Raw genomic sequence first — 24,068 nt, forward strand, 5'->3', positions numbered from 1 at the left:
AGGATGAATCCCTATGTGCGGAATCATCGGATACGTCGGCCCCCGGCAGAGTCAGAGCATCCTTCTCGCGGGCCTCGCCCGACTGGAATACCGCGGATACGACTCGGCGGGTGTCGCCGTGATCGACGCCGATGGCGGCCTCGGCATGCGCAAGCGCGCGGGCAAGCTCGCCGTGCTCCGCGACGACCTCGTCGAGCACCCGCTGAGCGACGGCACCACCGGTATCGGGCACACCCGATGGGCGACGCACGGTGGACCGACCGACTCCAACGCGCACCCGCACCTGGCCGACGACGACAAGCTCGCCGTCATCCACAACGGCATCATCGAGAACTTCTCCGAGCTGAAGGCCGAGCTGGTCAGCGACGGCTACACCTTCCTCAGCCAGACCGACACCGAGGTCGCAGCCGTGCTCATCGGTCGGGAGTACCGCAAGACGGGCGACCTCGTCGCCGCCTTCCGTGCCGTCGTCTCCCGACTGGAGGGCGCGTACACGCTCCTCGCGATGCACCAGGACCACCCGGGACTCGTCGTCGGCGCGCGCCGCAACTCGCCGCTGGTGATCGGTCTGGGCGACGGCGAGAACTTCCTCGGCTCCGACGTCGCCGCTTTCGTCGAACACACCCGTCACGCCCTGGCCATCGGTCAGGACGAGATCGTCGCGATCACTCCGTCGGGCGTCGAGGTCACCGACTTCGACGGCGCCCCCGTCGAGGTCGAGCCGTTCGAGGTGACCTGGGACGCCTCGGCGGCCGAAAAGGGTGGATGGTCGTCGTTCATGGCCAAGGAGGTGTCGGAAGAGCCCGACGCCGTCTCCAACACGCTGCGCGGTCGCCTCCACGACGGTGCGGTGGTCATCCCCGAACTCGAGGGACTCGACGACCTGTTCCGCGACGTCTCGCGCGTCATCGTCATCGCCTGCGGCACGGCGGCGTATGCCGGCCAGGTCGGCAAGTACGCGCTCGAGCAGTGGACCCGCGTGCCGGTCGACGTCGAGCTCGCCCACGAGTTCCGCTACCGCGACCCGGTGCTCGGACCCGACACCCTCGTCGTCTCGATCAGCCAGTCGGGCGAGACCATGGACACCCTCATGGCGGTCAAGTACGCCCGCGAGCGCGGCGCGAAGACCCTGTCGATCTGCAACACGCAGGGCGCCACCATCCCGCGCGAGTCCGACGCGGTCGTCTACACCCACGCCGGTCCCGAGGTCGCCGTGGCCTCGACCAAGGCCTTCGTCGCGCAGATCACCGCGCTCTACCTCTTCGGCCTGCACGTCGCGCGACTGCGCGGGTCGCTCTCGGCCGCCGAGATCGCCGACCACGTGGTCGAGCTCGAGTCGGTGCCCGGCAAGATCGCGCAGATCCTCGAGCGCGAGCAGCCCCGCATCGAGCAGTTCGCGCACTGGATGGCCGACACGCGCTCGGTGCTCTTCCTCGGTCGTCACGTCGGGTTCCCCATCGCGATGGAGGGCGCGCTCAAGCTGAAGGAGCTCGCCTATATCCACGCGGAGGGGTTCGCCGCCGGTGAGCTGAAGCACGGCCCGATCGCCCTCATCGAAGCCGGTCAGCCCGTGTTCGTGATCGTCCCGTCGCCGCGCGGCTCGGGCGAGCTGCACCGCAAGGTGATCTCGAGCATCGAGGAGATCAGCGCCCGCGGCGCCCGGGTCATCGCGATCGCCGAGGAGGGCGACGCTGCGGTGCTCCCGCAGGCCGACGAGGTTCTGCGCATCCCGCTCGCAGGTCCCCTGTTCGAGCCGCTGCTCGCCGTCGTGCCGCTGCACATCTTCGCGATGGGGCTGGCGACGGCGAAGGGTCTCGACGTCGACCAGCCGCGCAACCTCGCGAAGTCCGTCACGGTCGAATAGGCACCGCCCGCAGGGCGCAGAAGGAGCACTCGGTGATCGTCGGCATCGGCGTCGACCTGGTCGACATCGCGCGGTTCGAGAGGTCTATCGCGCGCACCCCTCGGCTGCTCACGCGGTTGTTTTCTCCGGACGAGCGGATGCTGAAGCCCCGGTCGCTCGCCGCTCGCTATGCTGCGAAGGAGGCCCTGATCAAGGCTCTGGGCGGCTCCGACGGCGTGCACTGGAGTGAGATCGAGATCGCTTCCGAAGCATCCGGGAGGCCTCTCTTCCGTCTCTCAGGGTCGACGGCGGCCGTCCTCACGGAGCGCGGCATCACCGCCGTGCACCTGTCGATGAGCCACGACGCGGGAATCGCGACGGCTTACGTGGTGGCCGAAGCAGAGAAGGGTGCGGCATGAACCGACTCCCCACCGGGCGCCTGCGCGAGGCGCGCATCGACGTCGAGGCGATCGCCGACAACGTGCGACACCTCCGTCGGCTGACCGATTCCGAGGTCATCGCCGTCGTCAAGGCCGACGGGTACGGGCACGGCGCGTTCCGCTCTGCGGTCGCCGCTCTCCAGGGCGGGGCCACCCGCATCGGTGTCGCCGATGTCACGGAGGCGCTGGCCCTGCGCCGCGCGGGGATCCGCGCACCCATCCTCGCCTGGCTGCACGCGCCCGGCGAGACGTTCGACGACGCGATCGCCGCCGACATCGAGCTCGGCATCTCCGGGCTCGATCAGCTGCTGCAGGTCGCGGCCGCCGCATCCACGTCGCGCCCCGTCTCGGTGCACCTCAAGATCGAGACCGGCCTGTCGCGCAACGGGATCGCCCCCGCCGACTACCGCGTCGTCTTCGCTGAGGCCGCGCGCCTCGAGCGCATCGGCAAGCTGACCGTCGTCGGCCTCTTTTCGCACCTGTCGAACACGTCTCCCGAAGACGATCGGGCCGCGCTCGCCGCGTTCCAGGAGGGCGTCGTGCTCGCGGCGGCGGCGGGACTGCACCCGCCGCTGCGCCACATCGCCGCGACCCACGCCGCCATCGCCCTCCCGGAGTCGCGGATGGGGTGCGTCCGCATCGGCATCGGCATCTACGGACTCTCGCCGTTCGACGACCGCTCGTCGGCCGATCTCGGTCTCCGTCCGGCGATGACGCTGCGCTCGGTGGTCGCCGCGGTGCGCCGGGTGCCCGCGGGCACGGGCGTGTCGTACGGGTACGACTACCGCACGCAGACCGACACCACCCTGGCCCTCGTGCCGCTGGGGTACGCCGACGGTGTTCCGCGCCAGGCCTCCGGATCGGGGCCCGTCCGCATCGGCGGCAACGAGTACCGCGTCGCCGGCCGCATCGCGATGGACCAGTTCGTCGTCGACGTCGGCGACGCTCCGGTCGCGGTCGGCGACGAGGTCGTGCTGTTCGGCGACCCGACCCTCGGTCACCCCGCCGCCTCGGACTGGGCGGATGCTGCGGGGACGATCGACTACGAGATCGTCACCCGCATCGGACCGCGCGTGCCTCGCGTGCAGGTGTCGTCGTGACGGTTCCCGCCGAGTTGCTCGGCACGCGCGAGGTCACGACCGCAGCCGAGATGGAGCTGCTCGGTCGCGCGATCGGTGCCGCCCTCGAGCCGGGCGACGTCGTCGTGCTGAACGGCCCGCTGGGGGCGGGCAAGACCACGCTGACCCGCGGGATCGGTGCCGGACTCGGGATCCGCGGTCCGGTGCAGAGCCCCACCTTCGTTCTCGCGCGGACGCACCCGTCGCTGGTCGACGGTCCGCCGCTCGTGCACGTCGACGCCTATCGGCTCGGGTCGGCGGTGGAACTCGACGACCTCGACATCGATGTCGACCGTTCCGTCGTCGTCGTCGAGTGGGGCGGCGGCATGGCCGAGCACCTCGCCGACGCGTGGTGGGAGATCGATCTGGTCCGGCAGACCGGCGGACGCGGCATCGATACGGCCTGCGGTGACCTCTCCCGCGCGAGCGCCGACCTCGACGCCGACGCCCCGCGTACGGTCACGATCTCGCGGCGACCCTGAGGGCGGACTCCTCCACGTCGGGCGCGAGCACCTCGGTGAGCGAGCGCAGCACCTCGTCGGGGCGTTCGACGGCCGCGTAGTGACCGGCGTCGCGCAGACGCTTCGCGGAGAAGTCTCGGATCCGCCGGGCGAACCACGCGTCGTCGGACGGAGCGGAGAACACATCGCGCTCGCCGGCGACGGCTCGCACGACGCACCGGATGCGTCGCCAGCGGCGGTCGTCGTAGGTGCGCGCCGCCCGGGCCGCGCGCAAGAACGCGACCGGCCGGATCTCTCCGGCGAGGGCATCGGACACGGAACGATCGACCTCGTTCGGGTGGCGGAACAGCGGGGCGGCGAAGGCGCGGAGAAGCCCGACGTTCCTCAGGAAGAGAAGCAGGGGAGCCGCGGCCCGGCCGAGCGAGTGCAGCACGTGCATGGCGAGCAGCATGCCCGCGAACCCGGGAAGCCGGAGCCCGCCGCGGAGGGGGCGGCGAAGCACGTCGAGCACCCCGCCGCCGGTCGCGGAGACGAGACCGACGGCGAGCGTCTCCTCCGGGTGCCTGGCCGCGATGTCGAGGGCGACGAAACCGCCGAGGGAATGCCCGACGAGGCGCCACCGGTCGTATCCGCACGCCCGGATGACATCGACGACCGCGGCGGAGAGGTGCTCGAGCGAGGGTGCGCGCACGCCGCTGTCGCCCCAGCCGGGGAGATCGATGAGCACCACGTCGGTCAGCGGGTGCGCGGAGCGGTCGGATGCCGCCAGCAGCGGCGTCCAGGTCGTCCACCGGGCTGCGGCACCGTGAAGCATCACCACGGCCGCACCGCCGGTGCGGCGTCCCGCATAAGACGTGACCGCCCCGACGGCCGTCGGCACGACGACCCGGCTCAGCCCCAGAGGGGTCGCGTTCACTTCGAGGGCGGTCGGCGTGGTCACGTGGTGTATTCGTGGCGGCGGCTGCTTCGGATGGCGTGGGCCGAGGCGATTATCCTGGACGAGTGTTCCTCGGCATCGATACCTCCCTCGGCACGTCCGTCGCCGTCGTCGAGGACGACGGGGTCACCGTCGCCGAAGCGTCGAGCGAGAACCCGCTCGGGCACGCCGAGGTCATCGGTGACCTGCTCGCGCGGGTCGTGGGGGAGTCGTCCGCGCCGCTGACGCATGTCGCGGCGGGCATGGGTCCCGGCCCCTTCACGGGGCTCCGCGTCGGCATCGCGGCCGCCCGCGCTTTCGCCCTCGGGCGGGGGCTGCCGGTCGTCCCCGTCGCCAGTCACGACGCCGTCGCCCTCGGTGTCCTCCTGCGCCGCGCGCTCGTCGACGGTCTCGACGCCGACTCCGCCCGCTTCGCCGTCGTCACCGACGCGCGCCGACGCGAATTCGCCTACTCGGTCTACGACGGGCTCGATGACGACGGCCTCCCGGTGCGGGAGGTCGGCCCGACGCTCGTCCCGCGCGACGACCTCGATCGCGTGCTCACAGACCTCGACGTCACGCGGCTGGACGCCGCATCCGTCCCGGCGGCCATGGTCGCGCTGATGGGTGCGCGCTCCGTCGCCGCCGGCCGAGAGGTCGCCGCCTCCGAACCCCTCTACCTCCGCGCCCCCGATGTCACCGTGGGCGGCGCGCGCAAGCGGGTGGGTTCGTGAATCTGCGTCCTGCCACCGTCGACGATCTCGACGCGATCATGGTGCTCGAACGCGCGTCGTTCCAGGGCGATGCCTGGTCGCCGGCCGTCATGCGCGCGGAGCTCGCCTCGGAGCACAACTGGTACGTGGTCGCCGAGGCACCCGGGCGTCTCGACGGCTATGCCGGCCTGCGCGCTCCCAGGGGGAGCACCGACGCCGACATCCAGACCATCGCGCTCGCCGCATCCGCCCGCGGGCGGGGGCAGGGGAGGGCGCTCCTGCGCGAGCTGCTGGGAGAGGCCGAGCGTCGCCGCATCCGCGAGGTGTTCCTCGACGTCCGCGACGACAACGCCACGGCCCAGAACCTCTACCGCTCGGAGGGATTCGTGGAGATCGGCCGACGCCCCAACTATTACCCCGACGGCAACGTCGACGCCGTGGTCATGCGGCTCGATGTCGCAGCGTGGCGTGCCGCGACGAACCCGTCTGCCACCGACGCGGGAGCGTGCACGTGAGCGGGCCGCTGGTGCTGGGTATCGAGACCAGCTGCGACGAGACGGGCATCGGCATCGTGCGGGGCCGCGAGCTGCTGTCGAACACCATCGCGTCCAGCATGGACGAGCAGGCCCGGTACGGCGGCGTCGTGCCCGAGGTCGCGGCCCGCGCGCACCTCGAAGCGCTGCAGCCGTCGATCGAGGCGGCCCTCGCCGAAGCATCCGTGACGCTCGACGACCTCGACGCGATCGCGGTGACGAGCGGGCCGGGTCTCGCCGGCGCCCTCATGGTGGGAGTGGGCGCGGCGAAGGCGCTCGCCGTGTCGCTCGGAAAGCCGCTCTACGCCGTCAACCACCTCGTCGGGCACATCGCCGCCGACATCCTCACCGAAGACGCCGACCGTCTCGAATACCCCACGGTCGCCCTCCTCGTCAGCGGCGGTCACACGTCGCTGTTGCTCGTGCGCGACCTCACGAGCGACGTCGAACTGCTCGGTGAGACCGTCGACGATGCCGCGGGCGAGGCGTTCGACAAGGTCGCGCGCGTGCTGGGGCTGCCCTATCCCGGGGGGCCCGAGATCGACCGTGCCGCGGCCGAGGGCGACCCGCTGGCGATCCGATTCCCCCGCGGCCTCTCGCGGGCATCCGACATGGCCGAGCACCGCTACGACTTCTCGTTCTCCGGGCTCAAGACCGCCGTCGCGCGCTGGGTGGAGCAGCGCGAGGACGCGGGCGAGCCCGTGCCGGTGGCCGACGTCGCGGCGTCTTTCCGAGAGGCCGTGGTCGACGTGCTGGTGACCAAGGCGCTCGACGCGTGCGCCCGTCACGGCGTGCCCCGCCTGCTGCTCGGCGGCGGCGTCATCGCCAACCGGCGCCTGCGCGACGTCGCGCTGGCGCGTGCCGAGGCGGCGGGCGTCACCGTCCGCATCCCGCCGTTGAGCCTGTGCACCGACAACGGCGCCATGATCGCCGCGCTCGCGGCCGAGCTCATCACCGCAGGCCGCGAACCCTCCACCCTGGCGTTCGGCGCCGATTCGACGCTCCCCGTGACGGAGATCCAGGTATGAGCGACCACGAGCGTCTCGACGACGGCGCCCCCGTGCTGCCCGGACCGCCGCCGCCCGTACCCGACCTCGACGCGGTGTCGGCGTCGGTCGAGCGGCGTCGACGCGCGACGGTCCCTGTGCCCGAAGAGCTCGAACGCCCCGTCGAGACCGACGGCGCCACCGCTGTGCTCGCCGCCGATGATGTGGCCGTCGATGACGTGGCCGTCGATGACGTGGCCGTCGCGACCGCCCACGAGGCGCCGCAACGCTCGCCGCGTCCCGTCGTAGGGCCGTGGGCGCTCGGGCTCGCGATCGTGTCGCTCGCTGCTTCGTTCGTCGGGGGATGGATGCTGCCGCTCGGGCTCGTCGCGATCGTGACGGCGATCGTCGCCTCGCGCCGACCGGTCGAGCGTCGGGGCATCGTCGTCTGGGCGATCGTGCTCGGCGCGCTCTCGGTGCTCTACAGCGCCGGCTGGCTGCTGTGGGCAGCCTCGCGCGCCGGCCTCATCGGCTGACCACCCCGCGTCGCCGCCCCGCGTCCCCGCCCCGCCCCGCGTTCCCCTGTCACGTATCGCGGATCGCACCCGCCGTCTGCGACAGGAGAGCGAAAGAAAAGAAGCTCCCCTGTCGCGAACGGCGTGTGTGAAGGGCCAATCGCGACAGGGGAGCGGACGCAGGGGAGCGGATGCGGCGGGGGAACGGGCGTCAGGACACCCGGTCGGCGAGGAGTGCGAGACGGCGCGAGCCGATCCGCGTGAGCAGGAGCGTCGCGGAGTCGTCGCCGTGTAGTCGGAGCTTCCCCCGTAGCGTCGCGGGATCGACGTCGACCCCGCGCTTCTTGATCTCGAGGGTGCCGATGCCTCGCGCGCGCAGCACCTTGGCCAGCGCACGGGTGTCGGACGGCACCTCTTCTCGCACGCGGAACGACGAGACGAACGGGCTCGTCAGCGCCGCATCCGAGGTGAGGTATGCCATGCCGGGCGAGAGCATGCCGGCCTCGAGTGCGCGTGCGACGTCGCCGATCAGGCGCGCGCGGATCACGGCTCCGTCGGGCTCGTGCACGAACGCGCCGAGTTCGCGAACATCGACGTCTTCGGCGTCGGCGGGGCTCGTGATCTCCCACGACTGCTCGCCCCGTGTCACGAGTGCGGCTCGCCGCACGCCCTCCCGGGCCAGCGTTCCCGACCACAGCACAAGCTCGACGGTCGAGCCGTCGGCGCTGACCCACTGTGCTTCGAGGTCGTCGGGGATCGTGTCGCGGTCGAAGGCGGGACCGAGCTTCATGCCGCCGGGAAGACGCCGCAGCTGCGCGAAGGCCCAGTCCAGCGGCGGGGAGTAGTCGGCGACCGACACGCGACTCGTCTCGGTGTGTCCGGCCGTGCGCCGAGCGGGGTCGAGCCACACGGCGTCGACGCCCGCCAGGTCCGCGGTCTCGGCCGTCGCGTGCCGCACCTCGACGGCATCGCCGAAGGGCGCCAGGTTGTACGCGGCGATCGCCGAGGTCACCTCGTCGGCGTCCACCGCCCGAACCCGCAGCCCGAGCGCGGCGAACCCCATCGCGTCGCCGCCGATGCCGCAGCCCAGGTCGGCCACTCGCGAGACGCCCGCGTCGCGAAAACGCGCGGCGTGCCTCCCGGCGATCGACAGGCGGGTGGCCTGTTCGAGGCCCGCCTTGGTGAACAGCATCCGCTCGGCGAACTCTCCGAACTTCGCCGACGCCCGGGAGCGCAGCCGGGACTGCCCGACGACCGCCGAGACGAGTTCGGGGGAGTGACCCGCTGCTCGAAGCCGCGACACCGTCTGCGCCACGTCGCCCGAATGAGCCGCCGTCTCGTCGAGAAGGCGGAGGCCGTCGGGGGTCAACAGGGCGGTCAGTTCGGCGATGTCCATCGGATCCACCCTAGGTCGGCGCCGTGGCGCGCATCCGCAAACCCCCTACCCGGGGATCCCCCGGAGCCCGAAACCCCCTCGGGGCCCCCGGGAGATCCCGGAGGCATCCCCGATGTGCCTACGCGGGGGTGCTCCTACTTTGAGATGACACAGACCACTGTCGGGCTCCGGCCCTGAGCAAAGGGAATAGAAATGCCAGATGAGATCAACGTCGGCGACATCTTCGACTCGGGCAACTCCGCAGTCATCGACTCCGGCAACACCACCGAGGAGAACAACGAGCTGAACGTCGGTGTCGTCGTCGACAACGCGTTCAACGAGGACAACTCGGTCAACGACTCCGGCAACCTGGGCGTCGACGTGAACGACTCGTTCAACGAGACCACCGACACCGAGGTCACCAACGAAGACTGGGACATCGACAACTCGGGCAACACCGAGACCGTCGAAGAGGACAACTCGGTCAACGACTCGTTCAACGACGAGTCCGACAACTCGGTCAACGACTCGTTCAACGACGAGTCGGTCAACGACTCGCACAACACCCTCACCTACACCTCGTGGGACGACCACTCCATCAACGCCGGCAACCGTGAGTACAACACGGGCTTCGGCGACCTGCACTTCGGCGGCGCAGCGGGCGCTGCCGCGGCCGGCGGCGGAGAGACCCACATCTGGAGCCAGAGCACGATCGTCGACCAGTCGGTCAACAGCAACATCGTCTCGGGCGGCGACGTCCTCGGTTTCTCGGGCAACTCGGCCGTGGTCGCGTCCGGTGAGGACGCGATGGCAGCCGGCGGCGACATCACCGTCACCACGTCGCTCGACACCTCGACCAACATCGACGCCGAGGGTGACGTCAACATCGGCAACGAGACGACGATCAGCAACGTGGTCGGCTCGCACAACTCCTACCTCGACGAGTCGGTCACCACCGACGAGTCGGTCGTCATCGACGTGGACGACTCGTTCAACGACTACTCCGACAACTACGACCTGTCGGACTCGTTCAACGACTTCACCGACATCGACAGCGACCTCACGGTCAACGCCGACGTCGACCTCGTCGCCGACAGCGACGGCTCCGCGATCATCGACGGATCCGACTTCACCTTCTGATCGATCGACCCGGCCGCCGCGTTCGCGCGGCGGCCGGGTCATCCGCCCCCTCCGCTTCCGCTTCGGAACACTCCTAGAAAGACACGGACATGCCTGACTTCTTCGCCGAAGACATCGCCGACTCGTTCAACACGGTCGAGTCGAACTCGAACAACACCAGCTCGACCACGAACAGCGCCACGGTCGGCTTCGACGTCACCGACGTCGGAAACACCGACGACTCGGTCAACGACAGCGGCAACACCGCCATCGGACTCGACAACGTCGGCAACGTCGACGAGACCACCACCGAGACCAACACCACGATCGGTGTCACCGACTCGTTCAACGAGTTCTTCGAAGAGACCGACAACTCGATCAACAACTCGGGCAACGACCTCTCCGACAACTCGATCAACGACTCGGGCAACGACAGCTCGATGAACAACTCGGGCAACTCGTACAGCTTCGACATCACCGACGACCACTCGATCAACGCCGGCAACCGCGACTACAACACCGGCTTCGGCGACCTGCACCTCGGTGGGGGCGCCGGCGGCGGCGGCGACCTGTGGATCAACAACTCGGCGACGATCGTCGACCAGTCGGTCAACGGCAACATCGCGGCCGAGGGTGACGTCGCATTCGGCGGTGCCAGCGAAGCGGTCGTCGCGTCGGGCGAGGGTTCGTGGGCTGCGGGCGGCGACATCTCCGTCACCCAGACGCGCGACGACTCGACCAACATCGACGCCGGCGGCGACGTGAACATCGGCAACACGACGACGATCTCGAACGAGCTGTTCTCGAACAACTCGTACACCGACTCGTCCGAGTACACGGATGCTTCGCAGGACTGGGACGTCACCGACTCGTTCAACGACGACTCGACCAACGTGGCCGTCGACAACTCGTTCAACGACGAGCTGACCGAGACGAACACCAGCGCGTGGGACATCGACGCCGACGTGATCTGGGGCAGTGACGACTCCGTCATCGCCGACGACGTGAGCGTGGACGTCGACTTCGACGCTCTGTGAGCACTCCCGTGAGGGTCTTCGCGACCTGATCGAACCGATGACCCCGGTGGCTGCCCCTGCCACCGGGGTCATCGCTCCGTTCACGGCCCTGCGTAGGCGAAAACAGGCGACAATGGCATCACCCCGGTGTGATGCGACGAAGGAGATCTCGGATGAGCCAGACCGTTCCTGCGACCACCGATCAGAGCACCACCGCCGGAGACGACACCTCTCCTACCGCGGTCGAGCTGGCGAACAAGGATCTCGTGGTCCTCGTCGAGCGCACGAAGGGCTTCACATCCGTCGCGGGGCGGGAGGACCTGGCCGAACGCCTCGACCAGACCCGCGCCCGCCTTCTCGACCCCCAGGTGCGGGTCGTCATCGTGGGCCAGTTCAAGCAGGGCAAGAGCAAGCTCGTCAACGCGCTCGTGAACGCGCCGGCCTGTCCCGTCGACGACGACGTCGCCACCAGCGTTCCGACGTACGTCTCCTACGCAGACGTGGCTTCGGCCGTCGTCCTCACGCGCGACGACAGCGGGGTCGAGCCCCGGGTGGAACGTACGACCATCCCGCTCACCGATCTCGCCGAGTACGTCTCGGAACGCGGCAACCCGAACAACGCCCGCGACATCCTCGCCGCCGAGGTGATGCTCCCGCGCGAGATCCTCCGCGGCGGGCTCAAGCTCATCGACTCGCCCGGCGTCGGCGGAATCGAATCGACCCGCTCGGTGAGCACTCTGGCCGCCCTGTCGACCGCGCACGCCGTGCTGCTGGTCTCCGACGCGTCGCAGGAGTACACCGAGCCCGAGGTGCAGTTCCTCAAGCACGCTCTGCGGGTGTCCCCGAACGTGGCCGCCGTGCTCTCCAAGACCGACGTGTACCCCGAGTGGCGCCAGATCGAGCGCATCGACCGATCGCACCTCGGTGCTGTCGGCAAGATCCCGATCTTCGCCGTCTCGAGCGATCTGCGCCTGACCGCGGCCGACGAGCAGGACCGGGAGCTCAATGAGGAGTCGGGGTTCCCGGCTCTCGTGACACATCTTCGTCGCGACGTGCTCGGCAAGGCCGAGGCGCTGCACCAGCGCGCGGCGATGCACGACCTCATGTCGGTCACCGACCAGCTCTCGCTCAGCGTCAAGACGGAGCTGAACGCGCTGCTGCACCCCGAAGACACCCCGCAGATGATCGCCCGTCTCGACGAGGCCAAGGCGCGGGCCGACGAGTTCCGCGGGCGTTCCTCCCGGTGGCAGGTCGCACTCGGCGACGGTATCGCCGATCTCATCTCCGACACCGAGCACGACCTCCGCGACCGACTCCGCAAAGTCCAGCGCGAGGCCGAGGCGTCGATCGATGAGGGCGACCCCGGTCCGATCTGGGACCAGATCACCGAGTGGCTCGACCAGCGTGTCTCCGCCGCCGTGTCGGAGACGTTCGTCTGGACGAACGAGCGCTCCCAGTGGCTCGCGGAGCGGGTCGCCGAGGAGTTCATCACCGAGGAGGCGGGCATCCCCCTCATCCGCGTCGGCGACACCGACGGTCTGCTCGATCCCGTCGAAGACATGCAGGGCATCCAGGAGGGTCGCCTCGGCGCTGCTGAGAAGATCTACATCGGCGTCCGCGGTTCCTACGGTGGCGTGCTGATGGCGGGTCTCGCGACCAGCCTCGTCGGACTGTCGCTGCTCAACCCGATCTCGTTGCTGGTCGGTGTCGTGGTCGGACGCCGCGCATATAAAGAGGACATGTCGAACCGCCTCAACCGCCGGCAGGCCGAGGCGAAGAACCTCGTGCGCCGTCACATCGAAGACGTCGTGTTCCAGGTGGGCAAGCAGCTCAGAGACCGCCTGAGGTCGGTGCAGCGCGCCGCCCGCGATCACTTCGGCGGTATCGCCGACGAGCTGCACCGCTCGCTCTCCGATTCCGTGCTCGTCGCCAAGCAGGCGGCGGTGACCTATCAGAGCGACCGCGACTCACGGGTGAAGCAGCTGGAGATGCATCTCAACCGCATCGAGGCCCTCCGCAAGGAGATCCCGGCCCTGGTCGCCGGCGAGAGCACCGCGAAGAAGTCCATCCGATGAGTCGGGCGGGACTCGCCGACGCGGCGACCCTCGTAGAGGAGGCTCTCGAGCTCTACGCCGATGACCGCGTCGCGGTCGCGTCGCTCGAGCGGCACGCGCGCCGACTCCGTGAGCCGCTGCGGCTGGCCGTGGCGGGCATGGTCAAGGCGGGCAAGTCGACCGTGTTGAACGCCCTCATCGGTGAGCAGATCGCGCCCACTGACGCCGGTGAGTGCACCAAGATCGTCACCTGGTACCGCTATTCGGTCTCGGCGCGCATCACCGCCCACCTGAAGGGCGGAGGGGAGACGCGCTTGCCCGTCAAGCGCGCCGACGGTGCCCTGGTGATCGAACTGGGCGCGTTGACGGCCGACCAGGTCGAGTGGATCGACGTCGCGTGGCCCTCCGAGAGCCTCCGCTCCCTCGTGATCATCGACACCCCCGGCATCGCCTCTCTGTCGCAGGACGTCTCCGCGCGCTCGCACGCGTTCCTCGCTCCCGACGATGCGCCGTCCGACGCCGACGCCATCCTCTACCTGCTGCGGCACATCCACGCATCCGACATCGGATTCCTCGAGGCCTTCCGCGATAACGCGGCCGGTTCGTCGCAGACGGTGAACGCCGTCGCCCTGCTGTCGCGGGCCGACGAGATCGGCTCCGGTCGCATCGACTCGCTGCTGTCGGCCGCTCGCGTGGCCGACAGGTATCGACGCGACGGCGAGCTGCGGGCCCTCGCGCTCGGCTGCATCCCCGTGGCGGGTCTGCTCGCCGAGGGCGCGCGAGCGCTCCGAGAGAGCGAGTTCGCCGCGTTCCGTGAACTCGCGAGCCTCGACAGGGCCACGCGAGACCGGATGCTGGTGTCGGTCGATCGATTCACCCGACCCTCCACCGCGACAACCCTGTCGGTCGAGGAGCGCAAGCGCCTGCTCGCCCGCTTCGGCATCTTCGGCGTCCGCCTCGGTTCCGCGCTGGTGCGCGCGGGAGCATCCAGTTCGACCGACCTCGCCCACCGCCTCGTGCAGCAGAGCGGCTTGCTCGAGGTGCAGCAGTTCATCGTCGAGCAGTTCCGCGCGCGGGCATCCGTGCTGAAGACGCGGGCCGTGCTGGCGGGTCTGGAAGACCTGCTGCGCGAGAAGCCCCGAGACGGCTCCGAAGACGTGCGTGCGGGCCTCGAGCGCCTGGTGGCGACGAACCACGAGCTGCGCGAACTGGTGCTGCTGTCGGAATTCCGAACGACGATCCCGCGGCTGGAGCCCGCAGATGCCGTCGAGGCCGAGCGCATCATCGGCGGCTCCGGCACGGCGGTCGCCGCGCGCCTCGGGCTCACCGACTCGGCGCGTACCGACGAGGTGCGCGAGACGCTCGCCTCTTCGCTGGCGAAGTGGCGGACCCTCAGCGAATCGCCGCTGAGTGATCGCGCCACGATCGAGATCTGCCGGGTGGTGATCCGCAGCCTCGAGGGGATCGCCTCACAGGTCGGAGCTGCTCCCGGAGCCGATCGGTCCACGGCGGACGTCGTGGCCGCGGGCAGTCCAGCGTAGGGCCGGCGGGAACAGCCCGATCAGCAGGCCCAGGAGGGCCAATCCGAGCTGGATGAGCATGATCCGCTCCAGCGGAATGCCCCGATCGCCGACGGCGAGCAGTTCGCGCGCGATGAGCACGACTCCCGCCTGCGTCAGCAGGACACCGAACTGCCACCACCGCACGTTCGGGCGGCGGTTGGAGAACGACACCTGCAGCATGATCTGGATGAACAGCAGCAGCACCTGCATGCCGAAGAGCACCCAGAAGATGATGTCGGCCGCGGCGGTGTAGGTCTCGTCGGCTCGCGTCGCATCGACGGCCTTCACGATGTCGATGATCGCGGGCAGCTGCGCCTCGCGGATGATGAACATGTAGACGACGACCACGGCGCCCACCGCCATGCTCAAGATCCAGGCGACCTGACTCAGACCGACGGTGAAGGGGAGAGGGAGCTTCACGATGACGGGCGCACCGGGCTTGTCGGCGACAGACGGTCGCGCGGGCGGCTTGCGCTCCTCGAAGTCGTCATCGTCGTCGGGATCGTTCCCGCGGCTCGCCGGAGTGTATGCCCGCGAACGCGCGAGGGCCCGGCCCGCAGAATCATCGGATCTGCGGGCCAGGCCGTCGGACGGTGTCATCGACTAGAAGGTGTCGTCTGCCGACGAGTCGTCCACGATGACCGTGTCGGTCGAGTCGAAAACGGCGTCGCTGTTGACGGTCGTGTCGACGTCGGTCGTCTCGGTGCTCGTGTCGTTCAGCGAGTTGTCGACGTCGACGGTGGTCGAGCTGTCGTTCGCCGAACCGTCGAGGGCGACGTCGGTGGAGTTGTCCGTCGTCGTCGACGCATCCGTGGCTTCGTTGTACGAGTCATCGATGTCGGTGACGTCGGTGTCGTTGCCGACGTTCGCGTCGCCGCCGGCGTTGATGGTGGTCGAGTTGTCCTGCGTCTTGTCGATGGCGATGTCATCGCCCGCAGCCATCGAGCCGTCGCCCGAAGCGACGTTGGCCTCGTTGTCGAAGAGCTGGTTCACATCGCCCTCGGCCCAGATGTTCTGGTTGACCGACTGGTCGATGATCGTGTCGCGGTCGTCGATCGACGTGAACTGGTTGGTGATGTTCTTGATCTCGCGCACCACGGGGTTGTCCGGCGTGTGGTGCTCGGGGGTCGGCGCGGGAGTCGGCTTCGGCGAGGGGATGACGTCGTGACGCTCCACCAGCACGGGGGCGACCGAGCACACATCTGCGTGGCTGACGGAACTGAGCCCACGCGAGGCCAGCATCCCATCGGGATCCTCCTCGAACTCTGCGGCGGCCTCAGGGTCGCGCAGAAGGCTCAGGATGAATTCGATCAGCGCGTCGGCGACACTGGCCAGGGTTACGCTCATGCTCGGCTCCTTATGAAGATCTTTGTATTCGAACAGTACGACCGGCGCGCGATTCGCGCGTCGGGGTTACCCCCGAAGTGGTGAGAACCCCAGTAGGGGTTCCGGGGGGAAGCTAGGGGAACGGCATGACGAGCCCGCTTCGCAGCGACGCGGTTCACGCGGAGACTCGTTCGCGCGCGGAGGAATCCTCCGCGGTGAGAGCCGCACGCAGCTTCGCGATCAGGTCGGAACGGGTCGTCGCCCCCAGCCGCCGGCGGATGCGGGCGATGTGGTGCTCAGCCGTTCGAGGCGAGATGAAGATCGATTCGCCGATCTCCACATACGTCTTGCCCTGCAGCACGAGCTCGGCGACCTCGCGCTCCCGCGGGCTCAGCGATGCGCCGTGCGCTGCGGGGGGAGTGGAGGAAGGCTGATCCGTCGACTCGGCGGGTGCGGCAGCGGGGCGCGACTCCTCGCGGGGGTGCAACTGCCGCGCACACGCCAGGAGGCGTGAGATCGCCCGTTTGTCGTCGGTACGGCCTGCCGCGTGTCCGGCCAGCCGTGCTCCGTCCCACGCGAGTCCGACGGATGCGAGCCCGAGAGCGGCAGCCTCGACCACGTCGGGGTCGACCTTGCCGGCAAGGACAGCCGTCCACACCCTTCCGGCCTGCGCCATCTGCGCGGCGAGCGCGTTGGTCCCCGCCGCTTCGACGAGTGCGCGAGCGTGAGGACGTAGGTCGTCGGGCTGGCCACGGAGGATGCCGCGCTGGATGCCGGTCCAGTGCAGTGGCACGCCCCAGACGCTGCCCTTGCTCAGCCGGGCGACGCTCTCGAGCGCTCGCTGGAAGTGGGGATCCATGCGCGCCTCGTCGCCGACGCGTACCGCCGCCAGCACGAACTCGCCCAGGGGCAGGATGCTGAAGACGTCGAACTGCGACCGCATCACGTTCGAGCGCGCGCGTCGCCACTGCGCGGTCAGCTCCCCCAGGTCTCCGTAGCGACGGGCGATGGCCACCGACAGTGCGCTCGCGAGCGTCGCGTCGCGCGGTGAGAGCGGGCGAGGGGCCGCCAAGGCCTGCGCCAGCGCGGCCTCGGCGTCGACGCGGTGTTCGCACTGCAGCGACACCCACGAGCTCCACAGGAGCAGACGCGGACGCGCCCACGGTCCGCCGTGGCCGCGAGCGACCGCGTCGGCGATGACGGAGTGCGCGACATCGAGCTCGCCGATATTCAGCGCCATCAGCGTCGCGATGACGGCGGGGAGCTCCCCGATCGGCGCCGCCGTTCCGGATGCGGAGTACACCTCCGCGGCGCGTACGAGGTCGACGAGTGCGTACTGCGCCGATGCGGTGGTGCTCTCCTGGACTCCGCGTGCCATCAGGTCGAGAGAGACGGAGAGCGTGGACGGCATCGTCGGCGCTCCATCGTGCACCTTCTTCGCGTCGTCGAGCGCGACCGGGTCGCCCGCGGCCAGAGCGACGGTCGCGGCCCGGGCCGCCGAGTCGCTTCCGAGGCGGCCCGAGGCGCGGTAGACGGCGGCCGCCGATTCGACGTCTCCGCGAGCGGCCCAGATCGACGCCGACAGATCGATGGCGCGATCGCGATCGGGGTGGGCGGTGTCGAGGTCGATTCCCTCCAACAGCGCCGCCGCCGTGTCGATGTCGCCGGCGACCCACGCGGCCGATGCCTCGCGGATGCGAACGGACAGGGGATCGGCGCCGGCACTGCCGGCCCGGCGGAAGAGCTCGGCCGCGGCGGCGGGATCGCGCGAGAGACTGGCGTCGCCCTCTCGCAGCAGCATCGCGGCGATCCGGTCGTCGCTGATCCCGTCGACGATCCCGTCTTCGAGATCCGATGCGGTGGGAGTCGATGCCACGTACAGGTCGACGATGCGAGCGATGGGCAGCGTCGCGCGCACCGCATCGGTCACCAGAGGGACGGGCCTGCCGTTGCGCTGCAGCATCCCTTCGCTGTATCCCGCGAAGAGGAGATCCTCCGACGCCGTCGCCGCGGAGGACGGCGACAGGCTGACGGCGACGACGGCCTCGGCGACCGCTTCGTCGATGCCCGCGAGTCGGTGGGCGATGACGTCCTGCAGATCGCCGGTGATGTGTCCGTGGTCGCCCGCGCCGCCGCAGGACGTGTCATGCACGCGGATCGCCTCGGCGACGAGCCACGGCGTACCGGCCGTGAGCGCGAGAATCGCCGCGACGCAGACGTCGCCGAGATCCGGCAGGTCTGCCAGGTCGTGGTGACTCAGGTGCCTGAGGACGACAGCGGGATGCGCGCGCTCGATCGTGTCGGCGAGCTGTCGCATCGCGGCGGTGCGCGGCCAGGGTCGCGAGGCGACGATGATCTGCGCCGACGGGTCGGCCAGCCAGTCGATCAGCGAGGTGAGCCGGCGCTCGTCGAGCCGGTGGGCGTCATCGAGGAAGACCACATCGGTGCCGTCGAGGTCGGCGGTATCGGAGTTCGTGCGCAGAAGGGTCGATGTCACCCCGCGGTCGGTCAACCGCCGTCGGGCGTGGCGGAGCAGCAGCGTCTTGCCCGAGCCGGCTGGACCGGTGATGATCGCCCGGCGCGGTTCGTCGCCGGAATCGATCAGCGCATCGAGCTGCTGGCGCGCCGCACGGCCCCACACGGGGTCTGCGGATCCGAGCGTTGCGAGGTCGAAAGGGCGTGACTGTGTCATGACGTTTCCCCCAGTCATTCGCGTCAGACGGCCGAGGCGGTCTCGGTGGGGGTGCTTTCCGGCGCGGGAGCCGGAGCCGGAGCCTCGGTGGCCGGTGGCGTTTCGACCGGGGGCTCGGGATCGGGGGTGACGGGCGGGGTCGACGGCTCAGGAGCCGGGTCGGCCGGGGGCGTCGTGGCCGGCGGTGCGCTCGGCTCCTGGGTCGGCGTCGTGGTCGGCGTGGACGGTGTCGTTGGCGGTGTCGTCGCGGGGGTCGATCCGCCACCGGTCGAGCCGCTGGGCGTGCTCGGCTGTGCGGTCGACGGGCTGCCACCCGAGCCCGACGAGGGGTTCGAGTTCGAACCCGCCTGGTTCGAGGTCGAGGGGTTCGTCGACGTGTTCGGCTTGCCTGAGGCGCGCGTCGGTGTCTTCGAGGTGTTCGACTTCGAGGTGTTCGACTTGGGCTTCTGCGTCGAGTTGTTCGGGGTCGACGGGGCGGCGATCTCGAGCACGGGAACGTCGCTGATCGGCGCATTGACGCCGAAGGGCGTCTCGACGACCTCATCGTCGGAATCCATCGCTGACAGGCTGCCCGCGGCCAGGGCGTCGTTGAAAAACGCCGCGCCCTGCCCTGAGGCCTGCACCGGCTGCTCGGCGTTGCCGGCCAGGGCGGCGACGCCCGACAGCGTCACGCCCGCCGCGAGGACGACGACGCCCACCGTGACAGCCGCGGCGGCAGGACCGCGCCCGAACCACCGGACGCGAGACTTCTGCTGAGGGCGGGGTGCGGGAACGTGGCGGGCCTCGTCGAGCAGCGTCGACAGTTCCTCGGCGGGGTCGGCCTGTGCGCGGGCGAGCGCCGGCGGAGCCTCCTCGCCCTCGAACTCGGCGGCGGCGGCGCGCGCGGCCCCGAACGCGACGACGGCCTTCGGGTCGGCGTCGACGGCGATCGCGACGTCGACGCGCTCGGAGAGCAGTTGGGCGACGCGGGGGATCCGCGACGATCCGCCGACGAGGAGGATCGCATCCAGGCGATCGGCACGCAGGGACGCCGACTCGATCGACTGCTCGAGAGCGTCGGTGGTGCGCTCGATCCTCGCCTCGATCATGGCCTCGAACTCGGCACGGGTCACGCGCACCGAGGTCGACCGCCCACCGAGCAGGACGGGGATGACGGTCTCCGAGTCGAACGACAGCGACTCCTTCGCATCCACGCACTCCCGACGCAGAGCGGCGAGTGCGACGCGCGCGCCGGGGTCGGTGGCCAGGACGTCCGCCGAGATACCCGCGGCCGTCATCACGTGGCGAAGGAGCAGGTCGTCGAAGTCGGCGCCGCCGACGTCGGACAGTCCCGACGCGGGCGACACGATACGCAGTGCGCCCTTCTTGTCTTTACGCACGACGACGGCGTCGAACGTGCCGCCGCCGAGGTCGTAGACGGCGAGTGCCCGACCGGTCTCGAGCGGGTTGACGTGGTCGTAGTGACGCGCCGCCGCCTCCGGCTCGGGAATGAGGTTCACGTCTCGCCAGCCCTCGTGGGCGATGGCTGCGCCGACGCGCTCGGAGCGGTATTCGCCCCAGGCAGCGGGCACGGTCACGCTGATCGCCGACGGCGAGCGTCCTTCGCGCTCGCTCACCGTCTCGGTGACCCAGGTCACGACGTGCGCGAAGAGCTGTTCGGCGGTGAAGGTCTGGTCGCCCGCGACGACGGGAACGTCGTCGCCGACGCGCCTCTTGAACTCGCGGATGAGCCGGTCGGGCTGAGTCAGCCCGCGGCGCTCCGCGGCATCGCCGAAGAGCAGTCCGCTCTCGCCGACGAACACCGCCGTCGACGCGTGATCGGAGTGCCGCCCCAGCGGCACCGAGGTGACTGTCGTCACACCCCCCGAACGCTGCGAGACGGCAGCAGCCGTCCGCGTCATCCCAACATCGATCGCAAGAAAATATGGAGCACGCATGTACCGAATCCCCCTCGGCGAGCGCGTTAACGCCTCGCCAAGAAACCGAAGCGCCTTAGCTTCAGGTTCTCTTCCAGTGCCGGATCGTGCCCCTTACGACTCCGACGTCGTGGGGAAATGATGACACACGCCCACGCACGAAAAAAGGGGGGTAGCGCTCGGGGTGCGGGGTATGCAACGCGCGGTCACACGAGGAACGTTCGCTGGCACTCGCGTTGCGAGAGTGCCAGCACTTCTCTAGACTCGGGTTTAGCACTCTCCCCGCGTGGGTGCTAATGAGTCTTCCGTACCGAAGCGTCAAGAAAGAAGAGGTAGACCGTGTCGGTTTCCATCAAGCCGCTCGAAGACCGCATCGTCATCCAGCAGGTCGAGGCAGAGCAGACCACGGCCAGTGGTCTCGTCATCCCCGACACTGCCAAGGAGAAGCCCCAGGAGGGCGAGGTCGTGGCTGTCGGCCCCGGCCGCATCGACGACAACGGCAACCGTGTTCCGATCGACGTCGCCGTCGGCGACCGCGTCATCTACAGCAAGTACGGCGGCACCGAAGTGAAGTTCGGCGCCGACGACTACCTCGTGCTCTCGGCGCGCGACGTCCTGGCGGTCGTCGTTCGCTGATCGCCTCCTCGCGAGTCGGGAAAGGCCCGGATGCTTCGGCATCCGGGCCTTTCTGCGTGCACCGGAGGTGCACGTGTGCCGTGTGGGGCGGCTCCCGCGTTGCAAGGGGCGCGTACGAAGAAGCCGTCGTGAGTGCTTCGACGCGGACGGCCGATCGGATTGACCCCGCAGCGGGCCTAGGCTGGCAGCGTGAACGACCGTGCCGGTGCTTCCACGCCCGCGGCGCGGACTCCCTCCCGTGAGATCGCGATCGGCGGCGTCTATGCCTTCGTCGCCTATCTCCTCTGGGGATTCCTTCCGCTGTACTTCCTGACGCTCGCCCCCACGGGCGCGTGGGAGGTCGTCGCCTGGCGGATCGTGCTCTCGCTGGTGTTCTGCGCGATCCTCCTCTTCGCGGTCCGCGGGTGGTCGGCGCTCTGGCGGATCGTTCGGCAACCCCGTCTGCTGGGTCTGACCGCACTCGCCGGCGCCCTCATCTACGTCAACTGGCAGGTCTTCCTCCTCGGCACGCTGAGCGGTCACGTCATCGAGACGAGCCTCGGCTACTTCATCAACCCCATCGTCACGGTGCTGCTGGGGGTTCTCGTCCTGCGGGAGAAGCTGCGGATCACGCAGTGGATCGCGATCGGCATCGCCGTGGTGGCCGTGCTCGTCATCGTCGTGGGCTACGGCACGTTCCCGTGGATCGCGCTGTCGCTGGCGTGCTCCTTCGGGCTCTATGGCCTCGTGAAGAAGAAGATCGGACCGGCCGTCGACGCCGTCAGCGGCCTGACGCTCGAATCCTTCTGGCTGTTCCCGATCGCGATCATCCAGCTGTGCGTGGTCGCGGCCACGAGCGGGCTGACGCTCTTCACCGCCGGCGCCGGCCACGCGGCGCTTCTGCTCATGGCGGGCGTGTTCACCGCCACGCCGCTGCTGTTCTTCGCGGCCGGCACCCGGCGCGCGCCCCTCACCCTGGTCGGGCTCCTGCAGTTCGTCGCGCCGGTGCTGCAGTTCGTCACCGGGGCATGGCTCCTCGGCGAGCCCATGCCGTTCGAGCGCTGGGTCGGGTTCGCGCTGGTATGGGTGGCGCTCGCGGTCCTGACGGTGGACTCGCTCCTCGCCGCCCGGCGCGGCAGGGCCTCCGTCTCGGATGTCGCCGAGCTGACCTGACTCCGCCGCGGCTCGGGGCGCAGCATCCATCGAAAGTGCCCGATCTCGCCAGAAGTGCCCGAAATCGGGGACTCGATCGGCGGAAACGGGCACTATCGACGTTTGGCGAGGGTCTCCGCATAACGATTAGGTCGCGTTACACATCGTTAACGAACGGCAACACCGCCGAGACGAACAGACACATAGGTTTAGGGCACTGGGCCGGTCCCCGAATCGCGCCCGCAATCATTCACAGCAAGGAGCAACATGAGCGTCATTTCACGTTCGCGTGCCGGCAAGGTCCTGGGCGGCATCGCCCTGGTCGGTGTCAGTGCGCTCGTCCTGGCCGGCTGTGCCGGTGGCGGCGGAACCGCGGAGTCCTCGTCGCCCAACGCGGAGGTCGGTGGAGACCTGACGCTGAAGATCGGCACCGCGCTTCCGCAGACCGGCAACCTGGCCTTCCTCGGACCGCCCGAAGAGGCCGGCGTCGCCTACGCGGAGTCCCTCATCAACGCCGAGACCGAAACGACCGGTCTCACGCTGGAGACCGTCTACGGCGACTCCGGTGACACCGACAACAAGGCCTACGAGACCACCATCCCCCGCCTCCTGGGCGAGGACGTCTCGGCGATCATCGGTGCGGCGTCCTCGGGAACGTCGCTCCAGTTCATCGACCAGGTCGTCGGTGCGGGCGTCATCCAGTTCTCCCCGGCCAACACGTCGGACGCGTTCACCACCTACGACGACAAGGGCCTGTACTTCCGCACGGCCCCGTCGGACGTCCTGCAGGGTGAGGTGCTGGGTAACCTCATCGCGGAGGGCGGCGCGCAGACGCTCGGCCTCGTGGTTCTGAACGACTCGTACGGCACCGGTCTCGCCAAGTACGTCTCGGAGGCCTTCGAGGCCGCCGGTGGCGAGGTCGTCGCAGAGTCGACCTACAACACCGGTGACACCACGTTCGACTCGCAGATCAGCGAGGTCCTCGCGGCCGCGCCCGATGCGATCGCTCTGATCACGTTCGACGAGGTCTCGACGATCCTGCCGAGCCTGTTCGGTCAGTTCCCGTCCGACAAGCTCTACTTCGTCGACGGCAACCTGAAGAACTTCGCCGACGCGTTCCCCGCGGGATCGCTCACCGGCGCGAAGGGAACGCTGCCCGGTCTGTCGATCGACTCGATCGGCGAGTTCACGTCGTCTCTCGACGAGTTCCAGTCGGCCGAGGGGCGCCCCGCGCTCGAGGACTACAGCTACGCGGCGGAGTCGTTCGACGCCACCGTGCTGCTCGCTCTCGCATCCCTCGCCGCCGGTTCGACCGACTCCGAGGCCATTGCAGCGAAGCTGCAGGAGGTCTCCGGTGGTTCGGGCGACGGCACGAAGTGCGAGTCGTACGCCGACTGCGCCGCGATCATCCTCGACGGCGGCACGGCCGACTACGACGGCATCTCGGGTCCCATCACGTTCGACGAGGTCGGCGACCCGACCGAGGCGTCGATCGGCATCTACGAGTTCGGCGAAGACAACAACTACGTCGCGTACGAGGGCTGATCCTCAGCATCCGCTCGACAGGAAGGGCCCCGGTCTTCGGACCGGGGCCCTTCCCCGTGGGTTCGGCTATACCCCGGCCAGTACGCCGCGCTCTGCCCACACCGCCCCACCTCCATTCGCACGGACTCAGGCTGAGCGGGCAGCGGACGTGCGAAACGCCCCTCCCCGGGC

General features: G+C 69.4%; 21 protein-coding genes. 15 read left to right on the forward strand and 6 right to left on the reverse strand.

All coding sequences use genetic code 11. The features are described from left to right. Nucleotides 1-13: 13 nt before the first annotated feature. The 4 genes from glmS to tsaE are packed head-to-tail and all read left to right on the forward strand — an operon-like array spanning nt 14 to nt 3,883. Nucleotides 14-1,864: a glutamine--fructose-6-phosphate transaminase (isomerizing) gene (glmS, locus tag DEA06_RS14120; RefSeq protein ID WP_116648643.1), complete on the forward strand. Its 1,851-nt coding sequence runs from the start codon at nt 14-16 to the stop codon at nt 1,862-1,864. 32 nt (nt 1,865-1,896) lie between these two features. Then, a complete protein-coding gene (locus DEA06_RS14125) occupies nt 1,897-2,262 on the forward strand; it encodes a holo-ACP synthase (RefSeq protein ID WP_116648644.1) in 366 nt (121 codons plus the stop codon). After that, nucleotides 2,259-3,383 carry an alanine racemase gene (alr, locus tag DEA06_RS14130; RefSeq protein WP_116648645.1) on the forward strand — a complete coding sequence of 375 codons (1,125 nt, stop codon included), beginning with the start codon at nt 2,259-2,261 and terminating at the stop codon, nt 3,381-3,383. The genes DEA06_RS14125 and alr overlap by 4 nt, the downstream gene beginning before the upstream one ends. Next, nucleotides 3,380-3,883, forward strand: a complete 504-nt coding sequence (gene tsaE / locus DEA06_RS14135) for a tRNA (adenosine(37)-N6)-threonylcarbamoyltransferase complex ATPase subunit type 1 TsaE (RefSeq protein ID WP_240606964.1) — start codon at nt 3,380-3,382, stop codon at nt 3,881-3,883. The genes alr and tsaE overlap by 4 nt, the downstream gene beginning before the upstream one ends. Here the strand turns inward: tsaE and DEA06_RS14140 are convergent. Then, on the reverse strand, nt 3,861-4,802 hold the full coding sequence (locus tag DEA06_RS14140) for an alpha/beta hydrolase (protein ID WP_240606965.1): 942 nt from the start codon (nt 4,800-4,802) through the stop codon (nt 3,861-3,863). The two genes, tsaE and DEA06_RS14140, sit on opposite strands and share 23 nt — an antisense overlap. A gap of 62 nt (nt 4,803-4,864) precedes the next feature. Between DEA06_RS14140 and tsaB the strand changes: the two genes are divergently transcribed. The 4 genes from tsaB to DEA06_RS14160 are packed head-to-tail and all read left to right on the forward strand — an operon-like array spanning nt 4,865 to nt 7,546. Beyond that, the gene (gene tsaB / locus DEA06_RS14145; protein ID WP_116648647.1) at nt 4,865-5,512 is read left to right on the forward strand and encodes a tRNA (adenosine(37)-N6)-threonylcarbamoyltransferase complex dimerization subunit type 1 TsaB; all 648 of its coding nucleotides are present in this window, start codon (nt 4,865-4,867) and stop codon (nt 5,510-5,512) included. After that, nucleotides 5,509-6,006, forward strand: a complete 498-nt coding sequence (gene rimI / locus DEA06_RS14150) for a ribosomal protein S18-alanine N-acetyltransferase (protein ID WP_116648648.1) — start codon at nt 5,509-5,511, stop codon at nt 6,004-6,006. The genes tsaB and rimI overlap by 4 nt, the downstream gene beginning before the upstream one ends. Further along, entirely contained in the window at nt 5,997-7,052 is a 1,056-nt protein-coding gene (gene tsaD, locus DEA06_RS14155) for a tRNA (adenosine(37)-N6)-threonylcarbamoyltransferase complex transferase subunit TsaD (protein WP_116648649.1), read from the forward strand. Before rimI ends, tsaD begins: the two co-directional genes overlap by 10 nt. Continuing rightward, nucleotides 7,049-7,546 carry a hypothetical protein gene (locus DEA06_RS14160; RefSeq protein WP_116648650.1) on the forward strand — a complete coding sequence of 166 codons (498 nt, stop codon included), beginning with the start codon at nt 7,049-7,051 and terminating at the stop codon, nt 7,544-7,546. The genes tsaD and DEA06_RS14160 overlap by 4 nt, the downstream gene beginning before the upstream one ends. Nucleotides 7,547-7,736: 190 nt before the next feature. Here DEA06_RS14160 and DEA06_RS14165 read toward each other — a convergent pair whose 3' ends face one another. Further along, the gene (locus DEA06_RS14165) at nt 7,737-8,921 is read right to left on the reverse strand and encodes a class I SAM-dependent methyltransferase (protein ID WP_116648651.1); all 1,185 of its coding nucleotides are present in this window, start codon (nt 8,919-8,921) and stop codon (nt 7,737-7,739) included. A gap of 192 nt (nt 8,922-9,113) precedes the next feature. On the opposite strand from DEA06_RS14165, the gene DEA06_RS14170 reads away from it, so the two are divergent. The 4 genes from DEA06_RS14170 (at nt 9,114) to DEA06_RS14185 (ending at nt 14,630) form a co-directional block, all read left to right on the forward strand. Further along, nucleotides 9,114-10,040, forward strand: coding sequence for a hypothetical protein (locus DEA06_RS14170; RefSeq protein ID WP_116648652.1), 927 nt, complete (start codon nt 9,114-9,116; stop codon nt 10,038-10,040). Between the two features lie 89 nt (nt 10,041-10,129). After that, entirely contained in the window at nt 10,130-11,056 is a 927-nt protein-coding gene (locus DEA06_RS14175) for a hypothetical protein (protein WP_116648653.1), read from the forward strand. 152 nt (nt 11,057-11,208) lie between these two features. Continuing rightward, nucleotides 11,209-13,110 carry a dynamin family protein gene (locus DEA06_RS14180; RefSeq protein WP_116648654.1) on the forward strand — a complete coding sequence of 634 codons (1,902 nt, stop codon included), beginning with the start codon at nt 11,209-11,211 and terminating at the stop codon, nt 13,108-13,110. Next, a complete protein-coding gene (locus DEA06_RS14185) occupies nt 13,107-14,630 on the forward strand; it encodes a dynamin family protein (protein ID WP_116648655.1) in 1,524 nt (507 codons plus the stop codon). The genes DEA06_RS14180 and DEA06_RS14185 overlap by 4 nt, the downstream gene beginning before the upstream one ends. Here DEA06_RS14185 and DEA06_RS14190 read toward each other — a convergent pair. From DEA06_RS14190 to DEA06_RS14205, 4 genes are all read right to left on the reverse strand, one after another. Continuing rightward, complete coding sequence (locus DEA06_RS14190; protein WP_116648656.1) at nt 14,559-15,251, reverse strand: hypothetical protein; 693 nt, start codon at nt 15,249-15,251, stop codon at nt 14,559-14,561. The genes DEA06_RS14185 and DEA06_RS14190 overlap by 72 nt on opposite strands. 3 nt (nt 15,252-15,254) lie before the next feature. Further along, nucleotides 15,255-15,998: an IniB N-terminal domain-containing protein gene (locus tag DEA06_RS14195; protein ID WP_116648657.1), complete on the reverse strand. Its 744-nt coding sequence runs from the start codon at nt 15,996-15,998 to the stop codon at nt 15,255-15,257. 154 nt (nt 15,999-16,152) lie between these two features. Next, nucleotides 16,153-18,669: a LuxR family transcriptional regulator gene (locus tag DEA06_RS14200; RefSeq protein ID WP_116648658.1), complete on the reverse strand. Its 2,517-nt coding sequence runs from the start codon at nt 18,667-18,669 to the stop codon at nt 16,153-16,155. Between the two features lie 23 nt (nt 18,670-18,692). Continuing rightward, nucleotides 18,693-20,528 (reverse strand): Hsp70 family protein, encoded by a 1,836-nt coding sequence (locus DEA06_RS14205; protein ID WP_165818027.1) that lies wholly within the window; start codon nt 20,526-20,528, stop codon nt 18,693-18,695. A gap of 396 nt (nt 20,529-20,924) precedes the next feature. Here DEA06_RS14205 and groES point away from each other — a divergent pair, with 396 nt between their 5' ends. From groES to DEA06_RS14220, 3 genes are all read left to right on the forward strand, one after another. After that, the gene (groES, locus tag DEA06_RS14210; protein ID WP_116648660.1) at nt 20,925-21,221 is read left to right on the forward strand and encodes a co-chaperone GroES; all 297 of its coding nucleotides are present in this window, start codon (nt 20,925-20,927) and stop codon (nt 21,219-21,221) included. 189 nt (nt 21,222-21,410) lie between these two features. Then, nucleotides 21,411-22,373, forward strand: a complete 963-nt coding sequence (gene rarD / locus DEA06_RS14215; protein WP_116648661.1) for an EamA family transporter RarD — start codon at nt 21,411-21,413, stop codon at nt 22,371-22,373. 246 nt (nt 22,374-22,619) lie between these two features. After that, complete coding sequence (locus DEA06_RS14220) at nt 22,620-23,897, forward strand: ABC transporter substrate-binding protein (RefSeq protein ID WP_116648662.1); 1,278 nt, start codon at nt 22,620-22,622, stop codon at nt 23,895-23,897. Nucleotides 23,898-24,068: the final 171 nt, after the last annotated feature.

Origin of the sequence: Microbacterium sp. Gd 4-13 (assembly GCF_003095395.1) — a bacterium.
Lineage (GTDB): Bacteria > Actinomycetota > Actinomycetes > Actinomycetales > Microbacteriaceae > Microbacterium.

Coding starts and splice junctions, on each gene's coding strand:
- glmS (WP_116648643.1), top strand. CDS start 14: ATGTGCGGAATCATCGGATACGTCGGCCCCCGGCAGAGTCAGAGCATC.
- alr (WP_116648645.1), top strand. CDS start 2,259: ATGAACCGACTCCCCACCGGGCGCCTGCGCGAGGCGCGCATCGACGTC.
- DEA06_RS14160 (WP_116648650.1), top strand. CDS start 7,049: ATGAGCGACCACGAGCGTCTCGACGACGGCGCCCCCGTGCTGCCCGGA.
- DEA06_RS14165 (WP_116648651.1), bottom strand. CDS start 8,921: ATGGACATCGCCGAACTGACCGCCCTGTTGACCCCCGACGGCCTCCGC.
- DEA06_RS14170 (WP_116648652.1), top strand. CDS start 9,114: ATGCCAGATGAGATCAACGTCGGCGACATCTTCGACTCGGGCAACTCC.
- DEA06_RS14175 (WP_116648653.1), top strand. CDS start 10,130: ATGCCTGACTTCTTCGCCGAAGACATCGCCGACTCGTTCAACACGGTC.
- DEA06_RS14180 (WP_116648654.1), top strand. CDS start 11,209: ATGAGCCAGACCGTTCCTGCGACCACCGATCAGAGCACCACCGCCGGA.
- DEA06_RS14185 (WP_116648655.1), top strand. CDS start 13,107: ATGAGTCGGGCGGGACTCGCCGACGCGGCGACCCTCGTAGAGGAGGCT.
- DEA06_RS14190 (WP_116648656.1), bottom strand. CDS start 15,251: ATGACACCGTCCGACGGCCTGGCCCGCAGATCCGATGATTCTGCGGGC.
- DEA06_RS14195 (WP_116648657.1), bottom strand. CDS start 15,998: ATGAGCGTAACCCTGGCCAGTGTCGCCGACGCGCTGATCGAATTCATC.
- DEA06_RS14200 (WP_116648658.1), bottom strand. CDS start 18,669: ATGACACAGTCACGCCCTTTCGACCTCGCAACGCTCGGATCCGCAGAC.
- DEA06_RS14220 (WP_116648662.1), top strand. CDS start 22,620: ATGAGCGTCATTTCACGTTCGCGTGCCGGCAAGGTCCTGGGCGGCATC.